Source organism: Rubrimonas sp., from assembly GCF_036788415.1.
Classification (GTDB): Bacteria; Pseudomonadota; Alphaproteobacteria; order Rhodobacterales; family Rhodobacteraceae; genus Rubrimonas.
On record NZ_DAIQNN010000072.1, the window covers coordinates 1 to 14,948 of the forward strand.

13 protein-coding genes are annotated in these 14,948 nt (G+C 69.3%); 9 read left to right on the forward strand and 4 right to left on the reverse strand.

Going from position 1 to position 14,948, the window contains the following annotated elements; genetic code table 11:
* The 9 genes from V7Q31_RS13970 to V7Q31_RS14010 form a co-directional block, all read left to right on the forward strand.
* Nucleotides 1–611 (forward strand): MBL fold metallo-hydrolase RNA specificity domain-containing protein (locus V7Q31_RS13970; RefSeq protein WP_333834476.1); only part of this gene is annotated, 611 nt, incomplete at its 5' end.
* 88 nt (nucleotides 612–699) lie between these two features.
* Entirely contained in the window at nucleotides 700–2,757 is a 2,058-nt protein-coding gene (locus V7Q31_RS13975; protein ID WP_333834477.1) for an ABC transporter substrate-binding protein, read from the forward strand.
* Nucleotides 2,758–2,828: 71 nt separating this feature from the next.
* Nucleotides 2,829–3,821 carry an ABC transporter permease gene (locus V7Q31_RS13980; protein WP_333834478.1) on the forward strand — a complete coding sequence of 331 codons (993 nt, stop codon included), beginning with the start codon at nucleotides 2,829–2,831 and terminating at the stop codon, nucleotides 3,819–3,821.
* Nucleotides 3,822–3,824: 3 nt separating this feature from the next.
* Complete coding sequence (locus tag V7Q31_RS13985; protein WP_333834479.1) at nucleotides 3,825–4,988, forward strand: ABC transporter permease; 1,164 nt, start codon at nucleotides 3,825–3,827, stop codon at nucleotides 4,986–4,988.
* A gap of 1 nt (nucleotide 4,989) precedes the next feature.
* Nucleotides 4,990–6,027, forward strand: coding sequence for an ABC transporter ATP-binding protein (locus V7Q31_RS13990; RefSeq protein WP_333834480.1), 1,038 nt, complete (start codon nucleotides 4,990–4,992; stop codon nucleotides 6,025–6,027).
* Nucleotides 6,024–7,139: an ABC transporter ATP-binding protein gene (locus tag V7Q31_RS13995; RefSeq protein WP_333834481.1), complete on the forward strand. Its 1,116-nt coding sequence runs from the start codon at nucleotides 6,024–6,026 to the stop codon at nucleotides 7,137–7,139. The genes V7Q31_RS13990 and V7Q31_RS13995 overlap by 4 nt, the downstream gene beginning before the upstream one ends.
* Nucleotides 7,136–8,347, forward strand: a complete 1,212-nt coding sequence (locus V7Q31_RS14000; RefSeq protein WP_333834482.1) for a 2-aminoethylphosphonate--pyruvate transaminase — start codon at nucleotides 7,136–7,138, stop codon at nucleotides 8,345–8,347. The genes V7Q31_RS13995 and V7Q31_RS14000 overlap by 4 nt, the downstream gene beginning before the upstream one ends.
* Nucleotides 8,344–9,123 carry a phosphonoacetaldehyde hydrolase gene (gene phnX / locus V7Q31_RS14005; RefSeq protein WP_333834483.1) on the forward strand — a complete coding sequence of 260 codons (780 nt, stop codon included), beginning with the start codon at nucleotides 8,344–8,346 and terminating at the stop codon, nucleotides 9,121–9,123. The genes V7Q31_RS14000 and phnX overlap by 4 nt, the downstream gene beginning before the upstream one ends.
* A gap of 15 nt (nucleotides 9,124–9,138) precedes the next feature.
* Nucleotides 9,139–10,635, forward strand: a complete 1,497-nt coding sequence (locus V7Q31_RS14010; RefSeq protein WP_333834484.1) for a sulfatase-like hydrolase/transferase — start codon at nucleotides 9,139–9,141, stop codon at nucleotides 10,633–10,635.
* A 3-nt stretch (nucleotides 10,636–10,638) separates the two neighbouring features.
* On the opposite strand, the gene dnaN is transcribed toward V7Q31_RS14010, so the two are convergent.
* The 4 genes from dnaN to V7Q31_RS14030 form a co-directional block, all read right to left on the reverse strand.
* A complete protein-coding gene (dnaN, locus tag V7Q31_RS14015) occupies nucleotides 10,639–11,757 on the reverse strand; it encodes a DNA polymerase III subunit beta (RefSeq protein ID WP_333834485.1) in 1,119 nt (372 codons plus the stop codon).
* A gap of 105 nt (nucleotides 11,758–11,862) precedes the next feature.
* Nucleotides 11,863–12,966, reverse strand: coding sequence for a chorismate synthase (gene aroC, locus V7Q31_RS14020; protein ID WP_333834486.1), 1,104 nt, complete (start codon nucleotides 12,964–12,966; stop codon nucleotides 11,863–11,865).
* Between the two features lie 125 nt (nucleotides 12,967–13,091).
* Nucleotides 13,092–13,955 (reverse strand): cytochrome c1, encoded by an 864-nt coding sequence (locus tag V7Q31_RS14025; protein WP_333834487.1) that lies wholly within the window; start codon nucleotides 13,953–13,955, stop codon nucleotides 13,092–13,094.
* Nucleotides 13,956–13,977: 22 nt separating this feature from the next.
* The coding region (locus V7Q31_RS14030) for a cytochrome b (protein WP_333834488.1) at nucleotides 13,978–14,948 on the reverse strand (971 nt) is incomplete at its 5' end.

Genomic DNA, 14,948 nt, shown 5'->3' on the forward strand with positions numbered 1-14,948 from the left:
GCGTGCGCGTGGTGGACGCCGACATGGCGCAGATCCACGTCTCCGGCCACGCCTATCGCGACGACCTCAAGGCGCTCTATCACGCCGTGAAGCCGCGGATCGCGCTGCCGATGCATGGCGAGCACCGCCATCTGGTCGAGCATGCGCGCATGGCGAAGCTCTGGGGCGCCGACCACGCCATCGTGGCGCCGAACGGGTCGCTGGTGGCGCTCGACGCCAACGATCCCGACATCATCGACGAAGTGCCGACCGGGCGAAGCTACATGGACGGCGCGGTCTTCATCGGCAGCCATGACGGGGTGGTGCGCGACCGCCTCAAGCTCGCGCGACAGGGCCATGTGGTGATCGCGCTGGTGGTGGACGAGGCGGGCGAGCTGATCGCCGACCCCGAAGTGCGGGTGATCGGCGGCCCCGACACCGACGCGCTGCCGCTGGGCGACCACATCGCCGACGCGGTGGACGCCGCAATGGAGCGCGCCGGCAAGAAGGAGCGCGCGAGCGACAAGGCGCTGGAGGAGATCGCGGCGCGGGCGGCGCGCAAGGCCTGCATGGACCATTGGGGCAAGAAGCCCGTCACCACGATCATGGTGATCCGGCTGGAGGACGAATGACGCGCAGATCGCATCCAATTGTCATCAAACTGTCGCGAAACCGGGGCAGGAAGACGGCGCGCGTCACACAACTGACCGGAGATCCGACATGACCCTCGCCCTGCGTTCTCTCCTGCTCGGCGGCGCGTCCGCCCTTGCGCTCGGCGGCGCCGCGCTGGCCGCCTGCCCGACCGCCACTGTCGCCGACATGAAGGGCCTTTCGCCCGCCTTCCCGCAGCAGTTCGAGCTGGCCGAGCTTCAGGAGGCCGCCTCCTGCGCGATGGCGTTCGCCGAGAACCCCGAGATCGCCGCGCTCAATGCGCGCATCCTCGGCAACCCCGAGCTGCCGCCTGTGGCCGAGCGTTTGCCCGCCGAGCCGCTGGTCGTCGCGCCCTATGCCGCGATCGGGACCTATGGCGGCGCCATCAAGGGGCTGTCGCGCGCGACCGAATCCGGCACGTCGGACGTGCTGTCGCTGCGCCATGTGAACCTCGTGCGCTATTCCGACGACCTCAAGACCCTCGTGCCGAACGTCGCGAAGGCGTGGAGCTGGAACGACGACTACACGCAGCTGACCTTCACGCTGCGGCAGGGCCACAAATGGTCCGACGGCGCGCCCTTCACCGCCGAAGACATCGCCTTCTGGTACAACGACATCATCACCAATCGCGCGATCACCGAGAAGACGCCGGACCGCTGGACCTTCGCCGGCGAGCCCGCGACGGTCGAGGCGCTCGACCCGGTCACGCTGCGCTTCACCTTCGCCGCGCCCCAGCCCAACCTGCTCAACCGCTGGGCGGCGGATTACGGCCAGACTTTCGTGCCCAAGCACTTCCTCGGCCGCTTCATGGACAAGCACAATCCCGACGCCGCCGCCCTGCGCGCCCAGCACGGCTTCGCCACCGAAGCGGACGCGGTGAACTTCTATTACGGCAATTCCGACTGGAAGGACGTCCCCTCGCCGCTGCTGAAAGACCCCGCCAAGGCGCAGGCCATCGGCGTGGGCGTCAAGCCGACGCTGGAGTCGCACATCGTCGTCGAGGAGACCTCCGAAGGCCGCCGGCTCGTCGCCAACCCCTATTTCCACATGGTGGACACGGCGGGCAATCAGCTGCCCTACATCTCGGAGATCCGCGAAGACTTCGTGCCGGAGCGCGAAGTCGTGAACCTGCGCATCCTCAACGGCGATGTGACGTGGAAGCAGCAGGCGGTCGAACTCAACGACTTCCCGCTGCTCAAGGAGAACGAGGCGAAGGGGAACTACACCGCCGCCCTCGCTCCCACGCTCGGCGAGACCGTCTATTACAGCTTCAATCGAAACCACAAGGATGCGGCGTTGCGCGAGGTCTTCTCCGACGTGCGCTTCAGCCAGGCGCTCTCGCTCGGGCTCGACCGCGAGGAGATCGTCGAGATCGTCTATCTCGGCCAGGGCACGCCGGCGCAGGCGATCCCCGCCGAGGCGGCGACGGTGAACTTCGTCACCGAGCGCCACCGCACCCAGTTCATCGAGCATGACGTGGCGCGCGCCAACGCCCTGCTCGACGAGATGGGGCTCGCCCGCGGATCGGACGGCGTCCGCCGCCGCCCCGACGGCCAGCCGCTGGCCTTCCGCATCCAGTTCGCCAGCCAGGGCTCGCCGGTGCAGCTGCATGAGCTGGCGCGCGGCTACTGGGCCGATCTGGGCATCCGGGTCGATCTGCGCGAAGTGACGTCGGACGAGTATCGCGCCGGCGCCAACGCCAACGACGTGGACGTGTTCATCTGGAAGAACGACGGCATCTCAGGCCCGTTCATCAGCCAGGACGCGACCATGCTGGTGCCGCCCTTCGGCGACTACTTCAATCCGGGCGGCGGCTTCGAATGGGCCGAGTGGAAGGCCACTGGCGGCGCGTCGGGGACCGAGCCGCCGGCGGACATCAAGGAGCTGTGGGACCTCGCCGAGCAGTTCCTTTCGGCGCCGCTCGGCTCGCCCGAGAGCGACGCGCTCGGCGCGCGGATCATCGACATCCACGCCGACAATCTGCTCAAGATCGGCATCGTCTCCGACATCCCCAGCCCGTATGTCTACAGCAACGCGCTCGGCAATCTGCAGCCGCAGACCGCCAAGACCTACGATTTCTACTGGACCTATCCCTACCGCCCGCAGCAGTGGTTCTTCGCGAACTGAGCCGCCGCGCCGCGTAAACGCCCGCCCCGCAGCGCCGGGGCGGGCGATCCCCGATCCTGCGAGGGCGAGCCATGCTGCGCTATGTCGTCGAGCGCCTGCTGGGGATGGCGCTGACCCTGTTCCTCGTCTCCGTGATGGTGTTCTTCATCATGGAGCTGCCGCCGGGCGACTACGCCGAGCGCTACGCCTTCCGCAAATATTCCGGCACCGGCATCACCATGACCGCCGCCGACGTCGATGCGATCCGCGCCGAACTCGGCCTCGATGTCGCGGCGCCGATCCGCTATCTCAACTGGATCGGCGGGATCGTTCTTCAGGGCGATTTCGGGCCGGCCTATTCCGCCAACACCTCCGTCAACAACATCATCGGCGACAAGGTGTGGCTGACGCTGGGGCTGTTGTTCGCCACGCTGATCGTCACCTACATCGTCTCGATCCCCATCGGCATCTACGCCGCCGTGAAGCGCGGCTCGGCGGCGGATTACGGGCTGACGATCTTCTCCTATCTCGGCCTCGCCCTGCCGAACTTCCTGCTGGCGCTGATCCTGCTCTATTTCGCCAATCGCTGGTTCGGCCAGTCGATCGGGGGGCTGTTCTCGCCCGAATACGCGGAAGCGCCGTGGTCGCTGGCGAAGCTGTGGGACCTCGTGAAGCATCTGTGGCTGCCGGCCTTCGTGCTGGCCTGGTCGGCGATGGCCTACCAGATCCAGACGGTGCGGGCGACGATGTCGGACGAACTCAACAAGCTGTCGGTGACGGCGGCGCGGGCGCGCGGCGTGCCGGAGACGCGGCTCCTGATCAAGTATCCCGCGCGGCTCGCCGTGAACCCGGTGGTGTCCACCATCGGCTTCGACGTCAACCGCATCTTCTCGGAGCTGCCCATCGTGGCGGCGGTGCTGGGGCTGACCGAACTCGGCGACCTGCTGCTCAAGGCGTATCTCGACCTCGACATGAACGTCGCCGGCGCGATCCTGCTGATGCTGACCACCGTCATCGTGGTGATGAACTTCTTCTCCGACATCCTGCTCGCGTGGCTCGATCCGCGCATCAAGCTGGGGGGCTGAGCGATGACCGCCATCGACGACGGGCCCTCGCCGGAGCGGCGCGAGACGCGGGAGGAGCGGCGGGAGCGCGAACGCCGCGAGCGCTACTATTCCGCTTCGCAATGGACGCTGATCTGGTGGCGCTTCCGCCGCCATCGCGCCGCGATGTTCGCCGCCGTGATCCTCGGGCTGATGGCGTTTCTCGGCATCTTCGCCGAGTTCTTCGCGCCCTATGGCCCGACCGAGCGCAACCGCGCCTATCTCAACGGCCCGCCGCAGATGCCGATGTTCTGCGACCATAACGGCTGCTCGGCGGTTCCCTTCGTCCACGGCGCCCGCACCGAGCGCGACCCCCTCACCCTGCGCTCGCGCGCCGTCCCCGACCCGGAGACGCGCGTGCATCTCACCTTCCTGCCGCAGGGCGAGCCGGCCCACCTGCTCGGCTTCATCCCGATCCAGACGCGGCTGTTCGGGCTGGAGGATGGCGGACGGCTGCATCTGTGGGGCACCGACGAGCTGGGGCGCGACGTGTTCAGCCGCACGCTCTACGCCACGCGCACCTCGCTCAGCATCGGGGTGATCGGCGTGCTGATCTCCTTCGTGCTGGCGCTGATCATCGGCGGGATCGCGGGCTATTTCGGCGGCTGGATCGACAGCGTGATCCAGCGCGTCACCGAGGTGATCCGCGTCATCCCGATCATCCCGCTCTACATGGGCCTTGCGGCGGCGATGCCGAAGGAATGGAGCACGCTGCAGGTCTATTTCGCGATGACGGTGATCCTCGGCCTGTTCGGCTGGCCGACGCTCGCGCGGCGCATCCGCAGCCAGCTTCTGTCGATCCGCAACGAGGATTACGTGGTCGCGGCGCGGCTCGCCGGGGCGCGACCGGGGCGGATCATCGCGCAGCACATGCTGCCCTCCTTCACCAGCTTCATCATCGTCGATCTGGTGATTTCGTTTCCCTACATGATCCTGTCGGAGACGGCGCTGAGCTTCGTGGGCCTCGGCCTGCGCCCGCCCGCCGTGTCCTGGGGGGTGATGCTGCAGCAGGCGCAGAGCGTTCGGGTGATCGAGCAGACGCCCTGGCTGTTCATCCCGGCGGGCTTCGTGGTGGTGGCGGTGCTGGCCTTCACGCTGATCGGCGACGGGTTGCGCGACGCCGCCGACCCCTATTCGGAGAGCCGCTGAGATGACCGCGCTCAACGCTCCCATCGCCGCCGCAGAGCCGATGCTGCGGGTCGAGAACCTCACCATCTCCTTCCGCACCGACGAAGGCCCGATCACCCCGGTGCAGGGCGTGGGCTTCGACGTGTCGGAGGGGCGCACGCTGGGGCTTGTGGGCGAGTCCGGCTCGGGCAAGTCCGTCTCGACCAAGGCGCTGATGCGGCTGCTGCCGGGCTCGGCGACCATCGAGCGCGGTTCGCGGATGCGCTATGTGGCGAAGTCCGGCGAAGCGTTCGAGATCGAGGCGCTGCGGGCGGGTTCGCGCGCGCTGCGCCGGCTGCGCGGCGGCGAGATCGGGATGATCTTTCAGGAGCCGATGGCCTCCTTCAGCCCGGTCTACACCATCGGCAACCAGATGATCGAATCGATCCGGCTGCACAGGGGCATGAACGCGCGCGAAGCCCGCGACGAGGCGGTGGAGATGCTGACCAAAGTCGGCATCTCCAACCCGGAGGGGCGGGTGGACCAGTATCCGCACGAGCTGTCGGGGGGCATGCGCCAGCGCGCGATGATCGCGCTGGCGCTGTCCGCGGGGCCGCGGCTGCTGATCGCCGACGAGCCGACCACGGCGCTCGACGTCACCATTCAGGCGCAGGTGCTGGCGCTGATGGGGGACTTGCAGCGCGACCTCGGCATGGGGCTGATCTTCATCACCCACGACCTCGGCGTGATCGCCCAGATCGCCGACGACGTGGCGGTGATGTATCTCGGCGCCATCGTCGAGCGCGGCCCCGCGCGCGAGGTGATCCGGTCGCCGCGCCACCCCTACACGCGCGGCCTGCTCGACGCGATCCCGACGCTCGACCGGCTCGACGCCCGCCTCAAGCCCGTGCCCGGCGACATCCCCAGCCCCTCGCAGCGCCCCTCCGGCTGCGCCTTCCACCCGCGCTGCGCCCAGGCGATCAAGGGGCTGTGCGAGCGCAAGGCCCCGGAGGAGACGCAGATGCCGGGGGGGCGCGCCGTGCGCTGCTGGCTGCATGCCGAAGGGAGGAGCGCGGCGTGAGCGGCGAGACGCTGATCGAGGTGCGCGGCCTCGAAGTGCGCTTTCCCATCGTGAAGAAGGGCCTGCTGCGCAACGAGACGACCGAATTGCGGGCGGTGGACGGCGTCTCCTTCGACATCAGGCGCGGCGAGACGGTGGGGCTCGTGGGCGAGTCCGGCTCGGGCAAGACGACCATCGGCCGCGCCATCCTGCGCGCCATCGACCCGACCGCCGGGCAGGTGATCTATCACGGCGACGAGGGCGACGTGGACGTGGCGCATCTGGAGGGCGACGAGCTGCGCAAGTTCCGCCGCCACATGCAGATGGTGTTCAAGGAAGGCCCGGTCGAGCTGTCGAGCCTCGCCGGCGAGGCGCTGCGGCTGTTCCGCCCGCGCATGAGCCTCGTCTTTCAGGACCCCTATTCCTCGCTCAACCCGCGCATGACCGTGCGCGACATCATCGCCGAGCCGCTCATCGCGGGCGGGGTGATGCGCGACCGCGCCGCCATCGACGCGCGGGTGCGCGAGATCGCGGCGCGCTGCAAGCTCAACCTCGAGCATCTGCGCCGTTTCCCGCACGCCTTCTCGGGCGGACAGCGCCAGCGCATCTGCATCGCCCGGGCGCTGGCGGCGCGGCCCGATTTCGTGGTGTGCGACGAGTCGGTGTCCGCGCTCGACGTGTCGATCCAGGCCGAGATCGTCAATCTGCTGAAGGATCTGCAGGCGGAGATGGGCGTCTCCTTCCTGTTCATCGCGCATGATCTCTCGGTGGTGGCGCAGATCAGCCACCGGGTCGGCGTGCTCTATGTCGGCAAGTTCGTGGAATATGCGCCGACCGACGCGCTGTTCTTCAATCCGCGTCATCCCTATACCCACGCGCTGCTGTCGGCGGCGCCGCAGGCCGACCCCGACGCCGAATTCGACCCGATCCGGCTCGAAGGCGAGATCCCCAACCCTCTCGCCGCGCCTCCCGGCTGCCGCTTCCACACCCGCTGCCCGCACGCCCGCCCCCGCTGCGCGCTGGAGGAGCCGGAATGGCGCGAGGTCGCCCCGCAGCATCATGTCGCCTGCCATTACGCCGAGGATTTCGATTTCACCCGCCCTCGACGCGCCCCTCAAGGACGACCCGCTTGACCGACCCGCGCCGCAACGACTCCTGCCTGATCGAGGCTCCGCGCCTCGGCGAGCCATGGCTGCTCACCCCCGGCCCGCTCAGCACCTCCTACAGCGTCAAGGAGGCGATGCTGCGCGACTGGGGCAGCTGGGACGGCGACTTCCGCGCGATGACCGCCGAGCTTCGCGAGCGCCTCGTCAGCCTGCTGGGGCCGGGCGGCGAGGACTTCGCCTGCGTGCCGATGCAGGGCTCGGGCACCTATTGCGTCGAGGCGATGCTCGGAACGCTGATCCCGCGCGAGGGGCGCGCGCTGGTGCTGGCGAACGGCGCCTACGGGCTGCGCGCGGCGCGCACGCTCGCCCAGATGGGCCGCGAGGTCGCCGTGATCGACAAGGGCGACTACCTGCCGCCGCGCGGCGCGGAAGTGGCGGCGGCGCTCGACGCCGACCCCGCGATCACCCATGTCGTCGCGATCCATTGCGAGACCAGCTCCGGCATCCTCAACCCGATCGCCGAGGTCGCGGAGGCCGTGGCGGCGGCGGGGCGGAAGCTGCTGATCGACAGCATGTCGGCCTTCGGCGCCGTCCCCCTCTCGCCCGCCGAGATCGAATTCGAGGCGGTGGTGTCCTCGGCGAACAAGTGCATCGAGGGCGTGCCCGGCTTCGGCTTCCTGCTCGCCCGCAGCGCGGCGCTGGAGCGGGCGGCGGGCGTCGCCGTCTCGCTCAGCCTCGACGCGCATGCGCAATGGGCGGAGTTCGAGCGCTCGGGCCAATGGCGCTTCACCCCGCCGACCCATGCCGTCGCCGCGTTCCTTCAGGCGCTGCGCGAGCACGAGGCCGAGGGCGGCGTCGCCGCGCGGGGCGCGCGCTACGCCGCCAATCGCGACGCTCTGGTCGCGGGGATGCGGGCCCTCGGCTTCGAGACGCTGCTGGACGACCGTTGGCTCTCGCCGATCATCACCACTTTCTTCAGCCCCGCCGACCCCGCCTTCCGCTTCGCCGAGTTCTACGACCGGATGAAGGCGCGCGGCTTCATCCTCTATCCCGGCAAGCTGACGCAGGTGGAGAGCTTCCGCATGGGGACCATCGGGCGGCTCGACGCCGAGGTGATGCGGGAGGCGGTCGCCGCGGCGGGCGAGACGCTGGCCGAGATGGGCGTGGCGAGCGCCGCGCCGGCGCGGGACGTTCTGGCCGAGCGGGTGCGGCTTCAGGGGGAGGATGCGGGGTGAAGCGCTTCAAGGCGGTGGTGTTCGACTGGGCCGGCACGGTCATCGACTTCGGCTCCTTCGCGCCGATGGGCGTGTTCGTCGAGGCGTTCGGCAAGTTCGGCGTCGAGGTCAGCGTCGCCGAGGCTCGCGCCCCGATGGGCTCGGCCAAGTGGGACCACATCAAGGCGATGCTCCACGCCCCCCGCATCGCGCAGGCATGGAAGGCCGCCCATGGCGCGCCGCCGAGCGACGCCGACGTCGACCGCATCTACGAAGTCTTCGTGCCGATGAACGAGGACGTCGTCGCCCGCTACGCCGCCCTCGTGCCGGGCGCGCGCGCCGCCGTCGAGAAGCTGCGGGCGATGGGGCTCAAGATCGGCTCGACCACCGGCTACACCCGCTCGATCATGGAGCGCGTGCTGCCCGCCGCCGCGGCGCAGGGCTACGCGCCCGACAATCTGGTCTGCTCGGACGATCTGCCGGAGGGGCGCCCCGGCCCGCTGGGCATGTATCAGTGCTTCATCGACCTGCGCGTCTATCCGCCGAGCGCAGTGGTGAAAGTCGACGACACCGCGCCGGGGATCGCCGAGGGGGTCGCCGCCGGCTGTCGGACGGTCGGCGTCGCGCTGTCGGGCAATCATGTCGGCCGCACGCCGGAAGAGCTCGCCGCCCTGCCTCCCTCCGAAATCGCCCGCCTGCGCGAGAGTGCGACTGCGATGCTCAAGGCCGCCGGCGCCGACCATGTGATCGACACGGTCGCCGACCTGCCCGCCCTGCTCGAACGCCTCGACGCCTGAGCGCGCGACGCCGCCATGACGCGCCCCGCGCCCGGCAACGTCCTGTTCGTCACACTCGACCAATTGCGCGCCGACGTGCTGCGCGGGGCGCTTGCGGCCTTCTGCCCGACGCCCAATCTCGACCGGCTGGCGGCTCAGTCGGCGGTCTTCACGCAGCATTTCGCCGCCGCCGTGCCCTGCGGCCCGTCGCGCGCGAGCCTGCTGACGGGGCTGCACGCCTTCAACCACCGCTCGATCCGCAACGGAACGCCGCTCGCCCGCCATCACGCGACTGTGGCGACCGAGGCCCGCAAGCTCGGCCATGAGCCGCTGCTCTTCGGCTACACGGATGCGACGCCCGACCCTACGGGCATGCACACCGCCGATCCCGACCTCGAGAGTTACGAGGGCGTCGCGCCGGGGTTCCGCGAACTGGTCGAGATGCGCTTCGACACGGGCTTCGAATGGCTCGGCTGGCTCAAGCGCCTCGGCTATCCCACGCCGCGCCCCCTGCCCGCGCGGATCATGGACATCTACCGCCCCGACGGCGAGGGGATCGACGCGCCCGCTCTCTACCGCGCCGAGCACAGCGACAGCGCCTATCTGACCGACCGCGTCCTGGAGGCGCTCGACATCCGGACCGACCGGCCATGGTTCGCCCATGTCGCCTATCTCCGCCCCCACCCGCCGCTGGTCGCGCCGGCGCCGTGGAATCGGCTTGTCGACCCCGCCGCCCTCCCCGCCCCGGCGGTCGCACGCGACGCGCATCCGTTCCGCGCCGCCTGGGCCTCGGCGCCCACGGCGTTCAGCCTGTTTCACGGCTTCGACGGCGACTGCGCCGCTCTGACGTCCGCGCAGATCGCGACGCTGCGGGCGGTCTATCTCGGGCTCGCGGCGGAAGTCGACCACCATGTCGGGCGGCTGCTCGACTGGCTGGAGGCGACGGGTCAGGTGGACGAGACGCTGGTGATCGTCACCGCCGATCATGGCGAGATGCTCGGCGATCAGGGGATGTGGGGCAAGGAGAGCGTGCTCGCCCCCGCCCATCACGTCCCCCTGATCCTGCGCGACCCCCGTCGCCCCGGCGCCCGCCGCATCGACGCGCTGACCAGCGGCGTCGATCTGGCGCCGACCATGCTCGACTGGCTCGGCGGAACGCCGCCGCCGGCAATGGACGGCCGCTCACTCCTGTCCTTCCCGGACGACGCCGCACCAGCCGCCTGGCGGGACGCCGTCCTCACCGAACTCGACCTGTCGGATCCGCGCGCGCCCACCCGGTTCCAGACCGCCTGGGGGCTCGCGGAGACGCGGTGCAACGCCGCCGTGCTGCGGTCCGCAGAGTGGACCTATGTCCATTTCAACGGCGGCGTTCCGCCCATGCTGTTCGACCGGCGGGCCGACCCCGACGAGACGCGCGACCTCGCACCCGACCCCGCGCGGCGAGGGACTCTGCTCGCCATGGCGCAGGCGATGCTCGACCTGCGGATGACGCGCGCGGACCGGCGGCTTACGGGCTATGCGATCGGCGTCTGAGCCTCAGACGCGCATCGGCATCACGACATAGATCGCGCTGTCGTCGGCGCCCTCGCGCACCAGCGTCGGCGCCCCGCTGTCGGCGAACAGGAACACCGCGTTCTCGCGGTCGATCTGGCCGGCGATCTCAAGCAGATACTTGGCGTTGAAGCCGATCTCGAGCGGCTCGGCGGAGTACGCCACCGCCATCTCGTCGGTCGCCGAGCCCGTGTCGGGGCTGTTGACGGTCAGCACCAGCCGGTCCTCGTCGAGCGCGAGCTTCACCGCGCGCGAGCGCTCCGCCGAGACGGTCGCGACGCGGTCCACCGCCTTGGCGAACTCGGCGGCGTCCACCGTCATCTCGCGGTCGTTGCCCTGCGGGATGACGCGCGTGTAGTCGGGGAAGGAGCCGTCGATCACCTTCGAGGTCAGCGTCAGCTCGCCCGCGCGGAAGCGGATCTTGGTCGCCGAGACCGAGACTTCGATCTCCTCGGCGCCGCCTTCGAGCAGCTTGCGCAACTCGCCCACCGTCTTGCGCGGCACGATGACGTCGGGCGCTTCCCGTGCGCCCTCGGGCGCCGCCATGTCGATGCAGGCGAGGCGGTGCCCGTCGGTGGCCACGGCGCGCAGGCGCTTTTCGCCGTCGCGCTCGACGACATGCAGGAACACGCCGTTGAGGTAATAGCGCGTCTCCTCGGTCGAGATCGCGAAGCTCGCCTTTTCGAACAGCCGGCGCAGCTCCGCCGCCCTGGCGATGTAGCTCACATCGTAGTCGCTGAGCGCCATCAGCGGGAAATCCTCGCGCGGCAGCGTCGGCAGGGTGAAGCGGGCGCGCCCCGCCGAGACGTCGAGCCGTCCCGCCGTCGCGTCATGCGCGAGCGCCACGGTCGCGCCGTCGGGCAGCTTGCGGGCGATCTCGTAGAGCGTCAGCGCGGGCACCGTGCAGGCGCCGGCCTGCGAGACCATGGCCGGGATGCGCTCGACCACCTCGATGTCGAGATCGGTGGCGCGCAGACTGGCCTCGGCGTCCTCCGCCTCGATCAGGACGTTGGACAGGATCGGGATGGTGGACCGGCGCTCGACGACGCCCTGCGCGCGGTTGGCGGCCTTCAGGAGCGCGCTGCGTTCGACGCTGATCTTCATGGCTCCACCGCTGGGCTGAGGGCGCGCCGCAGGCGCTCTTGAAACAGGGACGCTGACACTAACCGCTTGCGCGCACGCATCAAGGACGTTTTGCGCAGGCGCCCGTCAGCGGCCGATCCGCCCGCGCTCGCCCCCCGTCTGGGCGCGGTCGAGCAGGAAATGGTCGAGCAGCACGCAGGCCGCCATCGCCTCGCCCACGGGCACGGCGCGGATGCCGACGCAGGGGTCGTGTCGGCCCTTGGTGACGATCTCGGTCTCGGCGCCGAAGCGGTCGATGGTGGCGCGGGGAGAGAGGATCGAGGAGGTCGGCTTCACGGCGAAGCGCAGCACGATCTCCTGCCCGGTCGAGATGCCCCCGACGATGCCGCCCGCGTTGTTGGCGAGGAACTCGGGGCCCTCCGGCCCCATCCGCATCTCGTCGGCGTTGGTCTCGCCGGTGAGGGCGGCGGCGTCGAAACCCGCGCCGATCTCGACTGCCTTGACGGCGTTGATCGACATCATCGCCGCTGCGAGATCCTGGTCGAGCTTGGCGTAAATGGGGGCGCCGAGGCCGGGCGGAACGCCCTCGGCGCGGATCTCGATGACGGCGCCGAGCGAGCTGCCGGCCTTTCGGGCGGCGTCGAGCTGGCCTTCCCAGCGCGTCGCGGCGCCGGCGTCGGGCGTCCAGAAGGGGTTGCGCTCGACTTCCTCCCAGTCCCAGGCGGCGCGGTCGATGCGGTCGGCGCCCATCTGGACCATCGCGCCGCGGATGCGCAGGCCGGGGACGAGGGCGGCGAGGACTGCGCGGGCGACGCCGCCGGCGGCGACGCGCGCGGCGGTTTCGCGCGCCGAGGAGCGCCCGCCGCCGCGCGGGTCGCGCACGCCGTATTTCACCCAGTAGGCGAAATCGGCGTGGCCGGGGCGGAACTTGTCGGCGATGTCGGAGTAGTCCTTGGAGCGCTGGTCCTCGTTGCGGATCATCAGCTGGATCGGCGTTCCCGTGGTGACGCCCTCATGCACGCCGGAGAGGATCTCGACGCGGTCGGGCTCGCGGCGCTGGGTGGTGAAGCGGTTCTGGCCGGGCTTGCGGCGGTCGAGCCAGATCTGGATGTCCGCCTCCGACAGGGGAATGCGCGGCGGGCAGCCGTCCACCGTCGCGCCGAGCGCGGGGCCGTGACTTTCGCCCCATGTGGTGAAGCGGAACACATGGCCGAAGCTGTTGTGCGACATGGGGACTGACCTTCTCGACGCCGCCGCGCCCGCGCGCGGCGCGGCCTTCCTTAACGGGATCGCCGGACATGAAAAACCCTCCCGCGCCGGGCGCGGGAGGGTCGAAGCTCGCAGGCGCGGTGGGATCAGGCCTTCTCGCCCTTGATCGGCGCCCAGAGCCGCTTGTTGACGTAATAGAGAAGCACCGTGAGGACCGTCAGCAGCAGGATGTTCCGAAAGCCCGCCTCCTTGCGGTCCACGAGCTTCGGCTCGGCTGCCCACATCAGGAAGGCGGAGACGTCCATCGCGTGCTGATGCGCGGTCGCCTCGGCGCCGTCCATGTACTCCACGACCTCGTCGTAGATCTGGGGCGGCATGGCGATCCACGAGCCGGGCACGAGGTGGTTGCCCTTCTCGTCCTTGCAGCTGTCCGGAAAGGCGCCGGCGGCGAAGGCGGTATTGTAGTAATAGCCGTCCGGCTCGCTGTCGATGGCGCATTCCGGCGTGTCGGCGTAGCCCATCATCAGCGAGTACATGTATTCCGGCCCGCCGATGCCGCGGAACAGCTGGCGCGTGCCCAGCCCCATCGGACCGCTGAAGCCGACGCGCGATTTTGCGATCAGGCTGAGGTCGGGCGGGTTGCCGTTGCCGAAATACTCCGGCGTCGGGAAGTAGTCGAAGGGCGCGCCGCTACGGAACTCGTCGGGATCGTCCTCCCGCGGGAACTCGTACTCGGCGGCGATAGCCTTGACTTCTTCTTCAGAGAAGCCGGGACCGTTGGCGTCGCCAAGCGTCCGGAAGGCGACGTATTGCATGCCGTGACAGGCGGCGCAGACCTGAGAATAGATCTGGAAGCCGCGCTGAAGCTGGGCTTGATCGTAGACGCCGAACGGGCCCTCGAAGGGGAAGGCGACGTCGGTGATCTTGACCTTCACTTCGCCCGCGGCCTGCGCCCCCGCCGCGAGCGCGAGGCTCGCGGCGGCGGCGGCGATGATCGTGCGGATCTTCATCGGACTCTCCTCTCGCCCTGCGTCACTCGGCGGGCGTGGCGACGGCGCCGGACGGGCCAACTGTCGGCGCGTCGGACTTCGTGGGATGGTCGGCGTTCCACGCCTCCTCGATCGAGGCGGGCGGCGTGTCGGGCTTCTCGAGCACGCCCAGAACCGGGAGCACGATCAGGAAGTAGGCGAACCAGTAGAGCGTCGCGATCTGGCCGATGATGATGTAGGGCTGTTCGGCCGGCCGCGAGCCGACCCAGGTCAGCACGAAGAAGCAGACAACCAGACCCCAGAACCATTTGGTGAACTGCGGGCGGTAAAGGCCCGAGCGGGTGCTTGAGGTGTCGAGCCACGGAGCGAGCGCCATCAGCAGGATCGAACCGAACATCGCGAGCACGCCGCCGAGCTTGGCGTCGATGAACAGGATGTCGAAGGTGATCGCGCGCAGGATCGCGTAGAAGGCGAGGAAGTACCACTCCGGCACGATGTGCGGCGGCGTCACCAGCGGATCGGCCTCGATGTAGTTGTCCGCGTGGCCGAGATAGTTCGGCATGAAGAACACGAACACGCAGAACACGATCAGCACCACGCCGACAGCGTAGAAGTCCTTGATCGTGTAGTAGGGGTGGAAAGGAACCGTGTCCTTCTTGACCATCTCGATGCTGTCGCGCCGCACTTCCACGCCGGTCGGGTTGTTGTTGCCCGTGTGATGGAAGGCCCAGATGTGCAGCACGGTGAGGCCCGCGATCACGAAGGGCAGCAAGTAGTGCAGCGAGAAGAAGCGGGTGAGCGTGGCGTTGTCCACCGAGAACCCGCCCCACAGCCACGTCACCAGGCTGTCGCCGATGAGCGGGAAGGCCGAGAACAGGTTGGTGATCACCGTCGCGCCCCAGAACGACATCTGGCCCCAGGGCAGCACGTAGCCCATGAAGGCGGTGCCCATCATGCACAGATAGATCAGGATGCCGATGATCCAGGTGATCTCGCGCGGCGCCTTGTAGGAGC

Coding starts and splice junctions, on each gene's coding strand:
- V7Q31_RS13975 (WP_333834477.1), top strand. CDS start 700: ATGACCCTCGCCCTGCGTTCTCTCCTGCTCGGCGGCGCGTCCGCCCTT.
- V7Q31_RS13990 (WP_333834480.1), top strand. CDS start 4,990: ATGACCGCGCTCAACGCTCCCATCGCCGCCGCAGAGCCGATGCTGCGG.
- V7Q31_RS13985 (WP_333834479.1), top strand. CDS start 3,825: ATGACCGCCATCGACGACGGGCCCTCGCCGGAGCGGCGCGAGACGCGG.
- dnaN (WP_333834485.1), bottom strand. CDS start 11,757: ATGAAGATCAGCGTCGAACGCAGCGCGCTCCTGAAGGCCGCCAACCGC.
- aroC (WP_333834486.1), bottom strand. CDS start 12,966: ATGTCGCACAACAGCTTCGGCCATGTGTTCCGCTTCACCACATGGGGC.
- V7Q31_RS13980 (WP_333834478.1), top strand. CDS start 2,829: ATGCTGCGCTATGTCGTCGAGCGCCTGCTGGGGATGGCGCTGACCCTG.
- V7Q31_RS14010 (WP_333834484.1), top strand. CDS start 9,139: ATGACGCGCCCCGCGCCCGGCAACGTCCTGTTCGTCACACTCGACCAA.
- V7Q31_RS14025 (WP_333834487.1), bottom strand. CDS start 13,955: ATGAAGATCCGCACGATCATCGCCGCCGCCGCCGCGAGCCTCGCGCTC.